We start from the raw sequence: 11,025 nt of genomic DNA, 5'->3' as shown, positions 1-11,025 counted from the left end.
ATCCCCCCGCCGTACGGCGCCGTGCGCGGCCCGGGGGGGGGGGGCCCGGGGGCCCGCCCACCGTCCGCGGTCAGCGCGTGAACGCCTGGAACTCGGCGATGCGCACGTTGAGCGCCTGCGGGCTGGCCGTGGCGCAGTCCGTGTTGGCGCGCGGGTCGTTGTCCTGCTCACCGGCGTAGTCCGGGGCGCCGGTGCACTGGTTGGTCACGGCCTCGATGCGCAGGTGGGTGGCCGTGGTGTCCGGGATGTCGAAGGACCGGATGATCAGCTGCGGCGCCCGGGGTCGCGGCGCCACCGCCGGGAACGCGTCCCGCCTGCTGGTGTAGACGGTCGTGAAGTCGGCCGGGGCCGAGCAGGTGACCGTCGCGGACGCGGTGCAGGCGAGCACCTTGAACTGGCGCAGCGCCGTCACCCGGGCCTGCGTGCCGGCGTCGGCGTCGCCGGCGACGGCCGGGCGCAGCATGGCGCTGACCTGGACCCGCCGGACCTTCTGGGCGTCACCTGCGAGGTCCACGCTGACGCCCTTGCCGGCCACCGCGCTGCCGAGCGAGGCCCAGTTGGTGGCCTCGTCGTCGTCGAGGAGCCGGGCCAGGTTGACGCCGTCGCCGACGGCGGTCGCGCCGTTGGCCGCCGAGGCGACGTTGCGCGGCAGCTTCACGGTCAGCCTCTCCTTCTCGCCGGAGCGCAGCGACTCCGGGGAGACCCGGGCGTGGCCGTGGCCGGGCGCCTGCGCGACGAACGCGTAGGTGCCGGGCACCAGCCTCACCGTGTCGGGCAGGGCGGTGGCCGGGTCGGTGTCGGCGACCGCGACGGCCCGCGCCTGGTAGTCGCCGACGAACAGCTTGGCGCCGGTGACCGGCTTACCGTGCTCGTCGACCGGCCGGAAGGTGACGGTCGCCTCCTTGGCGTGCGGGGAGGCGAAGCTCGGCTTCGGGTCGACGTCGCCCGCGCCGTTGCTGGCCGCGCCCTCGCCGAGGCCGCGCTTGGCGAACGCGTTCCACAGGATGTCCTGGTTGGCGCCGCCGAAGCGGATCCGGTCGGCGGCGAGCAGCGCGTCACGGGCGTCGACCTGGCTGTTGGCGCTGTTGGCCATGAGCAGGAACGAGTCGACGACGAGCTGGATCCAGCGCCGGTTGCCCGGGCAGGAGGTGACCGCCTTCTTCCCGTTGGCGCACGCCTTCTGGAGGGCGGAGCTGCCGTAGCCGTACCGCTTGATGAACGCGGACCGGATGTCGTAGTTGGTGGCGGTCCACACCTCACCGGAGGCGTGCACCTGCAACCCGACGAAGTCGTAGTCGACCGAGCTGTAGTTGAGCCGGTTGGCGCCGCTGCTCATGTTGTAGTTGCGGATGCCGGCGACCGGGTCACCGGTCACGTACTCGCCGACGGTGAAGCCGCGGGCACCCCGGGGGGCGTAGCCGTGCTCGGCCAGGTACTCGACGGCGAGCTGGTCGGACCAGCTCTCGCTCATGCCCTGCGGGGAGCTGAGGCCGGCGTCCGGGCCGGCGATCATGCGGTTGGTGATGGCGTGCGTGTACTCGTGGCCGATGACCGACATGTCGTAGTCGCCGTCGACGCACGGCGAGTAGAAGGAGCCGGCGATGGGCTGCCACAGGTACATGTTCGTGATCGGGGCCTCGCCGTCGGGCGGGGTGATCTGGTTGGCGTTGTTGCGGGCCAGGAAGTCCGGCGGGCCGCCGCTGATGCCGCCGGCCTGCGCGTTGCCCTGTTCGGGGTCGCCGCCGTCGCCCTCCATGTTCCAGGTCTCCTCGGTGAAGCCGAGGTGGTACGACCAGTCGTGCATCCGGTTGTGCTGCACGAACAGGTTGGCCCGGGCCGCGTCGATGTCGTTGCGGGCGGCCGAGTCGAAGACCGTGGGCGCGCACTTGGTGTCGTGCCACTGGTTGGTCCACGGGTACGTGTACTCGCGCGCCGGGCTGGGCGTGGCCCGTTCGGTGCCGACCGTGAACGGGTCGTTGGACAGCCAGTTGTGTACGGCGAACGCGTTGTTGCCGCTGGTCGTGTTGGTCGGCGCGCCGGTGGCCGGGTCGACGTCCCACGCCTGCGGGGACGCCGGGGTCGCGACGACCTCGTCACAGCCCCGCTGCGGCGCCCAGCACCAGCTCCGGCGGGTGTCGCGGGAGGAGTAGTCGGTGCGCGGCGAGTTGGGGAAGACGTCCCATTCGGGGTTGTCGGCGTCGTGGTCGACGATGTCCTCGCGGACCAGGATGCCGCCGTCGCGCGCGTCCACCCAGGTGGTGTAGGCGACCGGGTCGGCGCTGGACAGGCCGGCCCCGAACGCGACCTGGTAGGCGGCGCGGGCGCCACGGTCGGCGGTCGGCACCGCGACGAGCTTGGTGCCCAGCAGGGTGGGGCCGGTGATGCCGGCGTCGGCGGCGGCGATGCGCTCGGCCTCGGCGGCGGTCAGGGTGGCCGGCTGCGGGGCGGCGGCGTCGCGGGCCAGTGAGGAGCTGACGTGCCACACCTTGCCGTCGCGGAGGCCGATGGAGATCAGGCCGTCGCGGCCGGCGTCCAGGTCGCCGAAGCGCTGGCGCAGCAGCACGACGTCGCCCTCGCCGAGCTTGCGGGCGGTGAGCAGTTCGAGGGAGCCGGCGGCCGCGGCGGTGATGCCGAGGACGTCGAGGTTGCCGTTCACGTAGGCGCGGGCCGCGGCGACGGGCTCGGCGGGCAGGCCTTCGGCGAGCGGCTCGGCGGTGGTGGCGGTGAGGCTGGCCGGGGTGCCGAAGGTGTTCCACCGGGCGGAGGCGTCGGCCTCGGCGGCCAGCGTCCGCTGTTCGGCGCTGGGTGCGACGCGGCCCTTGCGGTTGTCGATGAGATCGCCGTGATCGTGGTCGGCGTGGATCTCCGGGGTCTCGGCCCGGCTGGGGATGGCGGCGCCCGGGGCAGCGCTTCCGCCGGATCCTGGCGAGAGCACGAGCACCGCGGCGACCAGGGCTGTGGTGGTGCCCGCCAACGCACGGGATGGTGTGCGCACGGAACCTCCTTTATGGACGGTCGTTACCGGTCACTTCGCATCCGACATCAGATGTGCGGCTTGGCGGCATGGGCCGAACGTCCACAAAATTGAGGTTGCTCAATGGTGAGCCTTGTCGATGAAACTTGCGGCGTCAAGCTACCATCCGCTGTGCCGACGAAGTGGATCAGAGGCCTTCTGCTCGCGTCCCTGCTGACGCTCCCCGGGGACCCGGCCGCCGCCGCGCCCCGCGACGAGCAGTGGTATCTCGACGTCATCAAGGCGCCGCAGGCGCACCGGATCAGCCGCGGCGAGGGCGTCACCGTCGGCGTGCTGACCAGCAGCGCCCCGATGCCGCATCCCGATCTGGGCGACGCCGTGCTGCCGACCGTGCGGGTCGCGCCGGACACGATCCTCGGCGGCATGCAGCAGACGCCGCCCGGCGAGCCGGCCACCGACCGCCACGCCACCGAGGAGATCGGCCTGATCGCGGCCCGCGGCGGCATCGTCGGCGCCGCCCCGGCCGTGTCGGTGCAGCCGCTGAACGCGCACCACCGGGACGACCTGGAGAAGGCGATCCGCTGGCTGGCCGACTCCGGGGCGGGCGTGCTCTATCTCAACACCGCGATCACCGACGACCTGACGGCCGATTTCGACGGCATCCGGTACGCGCAGTCGAAGGACGTCGTGGTGGTGATGGCCCTCGACGACGTGGCCGACCTCCCGGCGAACCTGCGTACCGGGGTGCTGGTGGCCGGCGGCGTCACCGGCGACGGCGAGGTGGCCGGGCGGCTGCGGTCGACGATCGGGGCGGACCTGCGGGCGCCCGGCCCGAACAGCAACGCGGCCGGGGACGAGGGCGTCATCGTGCTCGACCCGGACGGCGGCGGCTACGCGGAGCTCGTCCCGAACAGCGGCAACGAGACGGCGGCCGCGCTGGTCACCGGGGTGGTGGCGCTGGTCCGGTCGCGGTACCCGGACCTGCCGGCCGGGGCGGTGATCAACCGGCTGCTGGCGACCGGGGTGCCGCCCGGCCCGGGTATCGCCGACATCGACTACGGGCGCGGGCACGGCGTGGTGGACGCCTACGCGGCCCTGACCGCCGACGTGCCGCCGGTGACCGGCAACCCGCTCGGCGATCCGGGACCTCCGGACACCGACTGGCTCCGGTACGGCCTGATCGCCGCCGCCCTGCTGCCGGTGGCCGGGGCGGTGCTGGCCGCCGGGGTCCTGCTGTGGATGCTCCGGCGCCGAAAGGGCCGGGCGAAGGCGCTGACGGCGCCGAGCGGTCAGGCGATCCGGTAGCCCACCCCCGGCGTGGTCGTGATGACCGGCGGGTCACCGAGCTTGCGCCGCAGCCGGCCGACCGTCACGGTGACCGTGTTGGTGAACCGGTCGGCGTGCTCGTCCCACACGTTGTCCAGCAGGGTCTCCGCGCTCAGGAAGCCGGGGCTGGCCCGCAGCAGCGCCTCCAGCACGGCGAACTCCTTCACCGACAGCGGCAGCTGACGGCCGTCGCGGACCACGGTCCGGCGGACCGGATCCAGCTCGATCCCGGCGGCCCGCAGGGTGCGCGGCCGGGCGTCCGGTCGCCGACGGGCCAGCGCCCGGACCCGCAGGATCAGCTCCGGGAAGTGGAACGGTTTGGCCAGGTAGTCGTCGGCGCCCAGGGTGAGCCCGCTGACCCGGTCGCCGGGCTCGCCCGCCGCGGTGAGCATCAGCACCATCGGCCGGTCCGGGCGGTCCGTGATCATCTGGCACAGGACATCGCCGTGCAGGCCGGGCAGATCACGATCGAGAACCACCACATCGTACGGCGTGAGCTCGATCTTCCCGGCGGCGCTCAGCCCGTCGTGGGCGACGTCGACCGCCATCCCGGCATCGGTCAGCCCCTCCACCACCACGTCGGCCAGGGCGTGGTCGTCCTCCACCACGAGGATCCTCACGGCAGCCGCACCGCCGCCCGCAGGCCGCCGTCCGGGCGGGCGGTCAGCTCCAGCGTGCCCTGGTGGGCCGCGACGACGGCGGCCACGATGGACAGCCCCAGCCCGGACGAGCCGACCCGCTCCTCGCCGAGCCGCTCGAACGCGCCGGTGAGCCGGTCCACCTGATCCTGCGCGAAGACCCGGCCGCCGCTCTCCACGATCAGTTCGGACTCACCGCCGGTGATCCGGACCCACCCGTCGTCCACGTTGTGGGTGACCGCGTTGTCGACGAGGTTCGCCACGAGCCGGGCCAGCAGCGCCGGGTTGCCGCGCGCCACGCTGCCGGCCGGGAGTTCGACGGTGACCGCGAGCCGCCGGGCGGACACCTCGGCGGCCCGGTCCCGCAGCGCCGCGGCGACCAGCTCGGCCAGGTCGTTGGGCGCCGCCTCCCCGGTGCCGCCGTGCTGGGCGCGGGCCAGCGTCAGGAAACCGTCGAGCAGGTGGTCGACCCGGTCGAGCTGGATGCGCAGCTTCCCGGCGAGCACGAGCGTCGCGGCGGCCGGGTCGGGTTTGGCGACCGCCACGTCCAGGGTGGCGCGCATCGTGGCGAGCGGGGTGCGCAGCTCGTGCGAGGCGTTGGCGACGAACCGGCGCTGCGCCGTGAACGACGCCTCCAGCCGTTCCAGCAGCCCGTCGATGGTGTCGGCGAGCTGTTTCACCTCGTCGTCGGGGCCGTGCACGGCGAGCCGCTCGTGCAGGTTGTCGGCGGAGATGCGGCGGGTGACCGCGGTGATCGAGCGGACCGGCGACAGCACGGCGCCGGCCATCAGCCGCCCCAGCAGCAGCGAGAGGACGGCCATCACGAACAGGGCCACGGCGAACCCGAACACCAGCCGCCGGGCCTGCTCCCCGTGGACGGCGTCGAGCTGCTCCTCCAGCGCCGCGATCCGCTGTCGCGCCGCGGCCGGGCCGCCCTGCTGCTGGACGGGCGCCATCGTGGTGCTGCTGCCGCCGGAGAACGCCAGGGCGACCGCCAGCAGCAGCACCCCGGACCCGAGGAAGACGGCCGCGTAGAGGACCGTGAACCGGGTCCCCACGGTGGCCAGACGCGACCGGAACATTGTTACAGCATGCCGGGCCGGACCTAACAGCGGCGTGACAGTCCACGTTCGGGCCGTGTTAGCGACCGGCGCCTAGAAATCCGGTCATGTTCCGCGCAGACCTCCTCCGCCCGGGCCGGATCGTGGCCCTCGCCGCCGCGGCCGTCTCCGTCGTGGCGCTCGGCGTCCTGTCCACCTCCGCCATCGACATGTCCTGCGACCCCGGCCCGTGCCCGCCGGTCCCCGTCTCCGGCGACGGCGACGTGGTCAGCGACCGGTTCTGGTTCCTGCACGGCGACCTCGGGCCGCAGGGCGCCATCACGGTCCGGTTGACGTCGATGACCGGCACCATCACCTATCCCCCGCCGGACCACGACGAGATCGTCCCCGGCCTGGTCCCGTGGGCGAAGACCGGGATCATCGTCAAGGACGGGCTCCGGCCGGGCTCCCGCTACGCGGCGCTCATGATGACCGGCGAGCACGGGGTCCGGTTCCAGCACGACTACCGTCACGACGTGGCCGGACGGCCCGGCGGCGTGTCCGCCGGCAACCCGCGCTGGCTGCGCCTGACCCGCTCCGGCGACACCATCACCGGCGCCGAGTCGGCCGACGGTGTCCGGTGGCAGGAGGTCGGATCGGCCGAACTCGACGGGCTGCCGGACACCGTCCAGGTCGGGCTGTTCGCGGCCTCCCCGCACGGGCTCACCCTCCAGGAGGTGGGGCTCGGCGGCCGGATCGGCCAGGGCCGCTTCACGCAGGCGGTGGGCGTGTTCGACAACGTCACCGTGGCGGGCGGCGGTTCCTGGACCAGCGAGCCGGTCGGCGAGATGAACGTGACCGACTGGGAGAAGCACCACAACCCGGCCGGGGCGGTGCAGGCGGACGGGGTGGTCACGATCAGCGGCACCGGCGACATCGGGCCGCTCGGCGAGGACCCGGACCCGGGCGCCGACGCGGCCCTCACCGGGCTGGCCGTCGCCCTGGTCATCATCCTGGTGACGGCCGCCCGCCACGGCCGGTCGGCGCCCTTCGAGCCGCGGCGGGCCGCCACCGTCGGCGCGGCGGCGCTGGTCACCGGCCTGCTGTCGGTGGGGACCGTCCTCGCGGTGACCGGTGAGCTGGACAGCGTCCGGGTGGTCGCCGGGCTCGCCGTGGCCGTCGGCCTGTGCGCGGTGCTCGCCTACGGGCTCGGGTCGCTGTTCCGGTACGGCTGGGCGCTCGCGCTGCTGCTGGTGGTGGTGCCGTACACGGTCACCGCCGTACCGCTGCTGCCGGATCCGCTCGCGCGGTGGCTGTTGCGGGTCACTCCGGCCGCCGGGTTCGCGGTGAAGCAGACCGAGGTGGAGTATCCGCAGGTGCTGGCCCACTACGCGCCGTCGGCCGGGTACTTCCCGCTGCCGTGGTGGGCCGGGCTCGCGGTGCTCGCCGGGTGGGCCGGCGTGATCGCGTTCGCGGCCGGCGGGCGGGCCACCACCCACCGGCCAGCGCCGGTCTAGGCGAGCAGCTCGGAGAGGGTGACCGGCTCCAGACCGCGGCGGCGCAGACCGGCCAGGATCGCGGGCAGGGCGTCGTCGGTGTAGCGGGCGTTCGCCTCGGTGATGTGCATGATGACGATCGAGCCCGGTTTCACCTGGGACAGCACGGCGTCGATGACCGGGCCCGCCCCGCGGGCGAACGGGTCACCGCTGACCACGTCACCGTCGACCACCGTCACCCCGAGCGGGGCCAGCGCCCGCAGGGCCGCCCGGTCGTGGCACAGCCCGGGGAACCGGAAGTAGCGGGTCTGGCGTCCGCCGTACGGATGAAGGGTCGTGAAGGTCTTGTCGACGTCGCCGGTCATCTCGCCGGGCGCGAGTCGCGGCAGGTTGTAGCAGTCGCCGGTGAAGGCCGCGTGTTCGTAGCTGTGGTTGGCGATCTCGAAGCGCGGGTTCCCGGCGATCCGGCGGGTGACGTCGGGGTACTGCTCGGCCCACTGCCCGGTCACGAAGAAGGTGGCCGGGATCCGCCGCGTCTCCAGCAGGGCCAGCAGGCGCAGGTTGGCGTAGGAGGACACGGTGCCGTTGCTCAGCCGGGCCTTCATCGCGTCGGTCATGTCGGCGTCGAAGGTGAGCGCGACCTTCTCCGTGTCGCGGGGCCCGTGCCGCACCACCGGCGGCAGCGATCCGGAAGCGCGTGCCCCGGGCGTCGCGCGGCCGGACTCCGTGGTGGCCTCCACCGTGGCTTCGGGAACCGGCGTACGGCTGGCGGTGACGACCGGAGCCGGTTCCCCGGCGCCGCAGGCGGTCAGCATCAGGACCAGAGCGGCGGCGAGGAACCGGCCAAGAATCGACATGTGAAGAAGAATTCCACACGCCTCACAGGGTGAAGGTGGCCACCAGCTCCTGGAGTTCGGTGCTGGTACGGGCCAGGCCCTCGGCGTTCGACCGGGCACGGTTGGCCACCGTCACGGTCGAGCCCACCGCGGTCGCCACACCGGCGATGTTGGTGGCGATGGCCTCGCTGCTGTCGGCCACCTCCACGACGTTGCGGCCCATCTCGCTGGTGGTGGCGGTCTGCTCCTCCACGGCCGCGGCGATCAGCGTCTGGAAGTCGCAGATCCGGGCCACCACGCCGCCGATCTCGCTGATCGCGCCGACCGCGTTCGAGGTGTCCTGCTGGATGGCCTTGACCAGCCGGGCGATGTCCTCGGTGGCCCGGGCGGTCTCCTGGGACAGCTCCTTGACCTCGCCGGCCACCACGGCGAAGCCCTTGCCGAGCTCACCGGCGCGGGCGGCCTCGATGGTGGCGTTGAGCGCCAGCAGGTTCGTCTGCTCGGCGATCGAGGTGATCATGTTGACCACGTTGCTGATCTCGGCCGAGGAGTCGCCCAGCTTGCCGACCGTCTGGTTGGTCTGCTCGACCACGGTGACGGCCTCGCCGGCCACCCGCGCCGCCTCGCCGGCACTGCGGGCGATGTCGTCGATGGCCTGGGCCATCTCCGAGCTTCCGGCCTGGAGGGTGTGCGCGTTGCCGGAGACGCTGCCGGCCGCCGACGCCACCGCGGCCGCCTGCGTGTCCATCTCGGCGCTGGCGCCGGCGATCTGCGCCGACACCGAGGACAGCTCGTTCGACGCCGACGACACGGTTCCGGCGTGCCCGGCGATCGCCGACACCGTCTCGCGCAGCGCGTCGGCGGTCTGGTCCAGGGTGGCGCCGAGGCGGCCGAGCTCGTCCCGGCGGTCCAGGCCCACGCGTACCGTGAGGTCCCGGTGGGCGAGGCGCTTGAGCCCCTCGACCACGACGTTGAGCGGGCGGACCACCGACCGGGTGACCAGGGTGCCCATCAGCACCGCGAGGATCACGGCGACGGCGAGCGTGCCGCCCAGCACCGTCGTCGCGGTGTTCTTGATCCGCTCGACGTCGGCGCGCACTCCCTCGACGCGGGCGTTGACCGATTCGTCCAGCTCCGCGGTGATGTCCAGCACCTTGCCGTACGCCTCCGACGCCGCACCGCCGTTGATGCTGTCCATCGCCTTGGCCCGGGAGGCCTTGGTGTCCTCGGACAGCCACTTGTTGATGGTGTCGTCCCAGACGAAGAAGTCGTCCCAGGCCGGCTTCAGCTGCTCGAACTGAGCCCGTTCGGCCTCGGTCATGCCTGCCGTGTTCGTGGCTTCGAGACCGGCGTAGAGGGCGTCCTTCGACTTCAGCTCGCCCTGCCGGTTGAAGCCGTCGGGGCCCACGGACTGTTCGTACCCGTAGGCGCCCACGTCGGCGACCCAGAGCCCCTGCCATCCGGTCACGTCCGACGCGGCGTACTTGGCGGCCTGGATGTCGTCGCGCACCTGCTCCAGGACAGCGAGCTCCGCCTCGGCGTCGGCCTGCTGGCCCAGGCCCCACCAGCCGGCTCCCGCCGACGTGACGATCAGCGCGGTGAGCAGCAGGTAGGACGCGCCGAGGCGCTTACCTACACTGACATCTGCGATACGCATGGTGCACTCTCCCCTCCGGCGCGCCGGCACGCCCGGCGGTGCTCTTCCCATCGGAAGGGATGTCAGAGGATTGAGCGAAGCTAGCTGAGCATCTGCTTAATTCCGACCCGGCCCTCGTCCATGCGCAGCAGCAGCAGTTGCGGATTCACCTCGTCGAGCCACTCGTCGACGGCCCGTTTCGCGCCGTCCCACCAGCCGTAGTCGTCGAGCAGCAGGACACCGCCGGGCACCAGCCGCGGCCAGAGGTGTTCGAGCTCATGGCGGGTCGACTCGTACCAGTCGGTGTCGAGGCGCAGGATGCTGATCCGCTCGGGGGCGTCGCCGGGGATGGTGTCCTCGACCTTGCCCTTGTAGTAGTGGATCCGGTCGGCCGGGTAGTCCGCCCCGCTCATCGTGGCCCGCACGTCCTCGAGGGAGGCGTAGGCCCACACGCCGGAGCTCTTGTCGCTGGTCTCCAGCATCTCGGCGGCGCTGCGGCCGTCGTGCCGCTTGTCGTGCTCGGTGGGCTCGCTCATACCCTCGAACGTGTCGTAGAGATGCAGGTGGCGGTCGGTGTCACCGGCCTCGGCGAGGGTCTTGGCGATGGCCAGCATGCTGCCGCCGCGCCACACTCCGCACTCGACGATGTCGCCCGGGATCCGGTGGCGGGCCACGTACCGGACCGCGTAGACGAGGGCGTTCAGCTTCTCCGGCGACGTCATGGTCCACGGTTTGACGGCACGGATGGTGGCCCGGGCGGCCTCGTCGTAGTCGACCGGAAACTTGATCTCGGGAGGCCCCGCGGGCTTGGCGGCGGCGGGCTCGGGGGCGGGTTGGGGCTTCGGGGCGGCCTTCCGCACCGGCGGCTTCGGCTTGCGCAGCTCGTACCCGGTGAGGTTCCGCAGCACTCGATTGACGCCCTTACGCATCGTCACAGTCGGTACCGTAACGAAGATCACAGCTTCTGAACAGATCCGACACGGTTGTTGATCGTCCGCACCCGACGGTGACGCGGCGGGCGGGGGGGCGCCGCGGCCCGGTCGGGGGGTAAGCGCGTGGGTCAGGGGGGGGGGGGGGCG

At 72.7% G+C, this 11,025-nt stretch carries 8 protein-coding genes; 2 read left to right on the top strand and 6 right to left on the bottom strand.

Going from position 1 to position 11,025, the window contains the following annotated elements; translation table 11 throughout:
* Positions 1–70: 70 nt before the first annotated feature.
* Entirely contained in the window at positions 71–2,995 is a 2,925-nt protein-coding gene (locus J5X75_RS16480; RefSeq protein WP_208468287.1) for a M36 family metallopeptidase, read from the bottom strand.
* A gap of 150 nt (positions 2,996–3,145) precedes the next feature.
* Here J5X75_RS16480 and J5X75_RS16475 point away from each other — a divergent pair, with 150 nt between their 5' ends.
* A complete protein-coding gene (locus J5X75_RS16475; RefSeq protein WP_208468286.1) occupies positions 3,146–4,279 on the top strand; it encodes a S8 family serine peptidase in 1,134 nt (377 codons plus the stop codon).
* On the opposite strand, the gene J5X75_RS16470 is transcribed toward J5X75_RS16475, so the two are convergent.
* Both J5X75_RS16470 and J5X75_RS16465 read right to left on the bottom strand, forming a co-directional pair.
* Positions 4,264–4,920, bottom strand: a complete 657-nt coding sequence (locus tag J5X75_RS16470) for a response regulator transcription factor (protein WP_208468285.1) — start codon at positions 4,918–4,920, stop codon at positions 4,264–4,266. The genes J5X75_RS16475 and J5X75_RS16470 overlap by 16 nt on opposite strands.
* Positions 4,917–6,020: a sensor histidine kinase gene (locus tag J5X75_RS16465; protein WP_208468284.1), complete on the bottom strand. Its 1,104-nt coding sequence runs from the start codon at positions 6,018–6,020 to the stop codon at positions 4,917–4,919. Before J5X75_RS16465 ends, J5X75_RS16470 begins: the two co-directional genes overlap by 4 nt.
* An 86-nt stretch (positions 6,021–6,106) precedes the next feature.
* Between J5X75_RS16465 and J5X75_RS16460 the strand changes: the two genes are divergently transcribed.
* Positions 6,107–7,495, top strand: a complete 1,389-nt coding sequence (locus J5X75_RS16460) for a DUF1349 domain-containing protein (protein ID WP_208468283.1) — start codon at positions 6,107–6,109, stop codon at positions 7,493–7,495.
* Here the strand turns inward: J5X75_RS16460 and J5X75_RS16455 are convergent.
* The 3 genes from J5X75_RS16455 to J5X75_RS16445 all read right to left on the bottom strand — a co-directional run bounded on the left by J5X75_RS16455 (position 7,492) and on the right by J5X75_RS16445 (position 10,875).
* Positions 7,492–8,331 carry a polysaccharide deacetylase family protein gene (locus J5X75_RS16455; protein ID WP_238488269.1) on the bottom strand — a complete coding sequence of 280 codons (840 nt, stop codon included), beginning with the start codon at positions 8,329–8,331 and terminating at the stop codon, positions 7,492–7,494. The two genes, J5X75_RS16460 and J5X75_RS16455, sit on opposite strands and share 4 nt — an antisense overlap.
* 22 nt (positions 8,332–8,353) lie before the next feature.
* The gene (locus J5X75_RS16450; RefSeq protein WP_208468282.1) at positions 8,354–9,967 is read right to left on the bottom strand and encodes a methyl-accepting chemotaxis protein; all 1,614 of its coding nucleotides are present in this window, start codon (positions 9,965–9,967) and stop codon (positions 8,354–8,356) included.
* Between the two features lie 80 nt (positions 9,968–10,047).
* Positions 10,048–10,875 (bottom strand): TylF/MycF/NovP-related O-methyltransferase, encoded by an 828-nt coding sequence (locus J5X75_RS16445; RefSeq protein ID WP_238488293.1) that lies wholly within the window; start codon positions 10,873–10,875, stop codon positions 10,048–10,050.
* Between the last annotated feature and the right edge of the window lie 150 nt (positions 10,876–11,025).

The organism is Actinoplanes flavus (genome assembly GCF_017592555.1).
GTDB lineage: Bacteria > Actinomycetota > Actinomycetes > Mycobacteriales > Micromonosporaceae > Actinoplanes > Actinoplanes flavus.
This window is presented reverse-complemented; position numbering and strand designations above follow the sequence as displayed.

Excerpts from the sequence above, each read along its gene's own strand:
- J5X75_RS16465 (WP_208468284.1), bottom strand. The coding sequence starts at position 6,020 with ATGTTCCGGTCGCGTCTGGCCACCGTGGGGACCCGGTTCACGGTCCTC.
- J5X75_RS16460 (WP_208468283.1), top strand. The coding sequence starts at position 6,107 with ATGTTCCGCGCAGACCTCCTCCGCCCGGGCCGGATCGTGGCCCTCGCC.
- J5X75_RS16455 (WP_238488269.1), bottom strand. The coding sequence starts at position 8,331 with ATGTCGATTCTTGGCCGGTTCCTCGCCGCCGCTCTGGTCCTGATGCTG.
- J5X75_RS16450 (WP_208468282.1), bottom strand. The coding sequence starts at position 9,967 with ATGCGTATCGCAGATGTCAGTGTAGGTAAGCGCCTCGGCGCGTCCTAC.
- J5X75_RS16445 (WP_238488293.1), bottom strand. The coding sequence starts at position 10,875 with ATGCGTAAGGGCGTCAATCGAGTGCTGCGGAACCTCACCGGGTACGAG.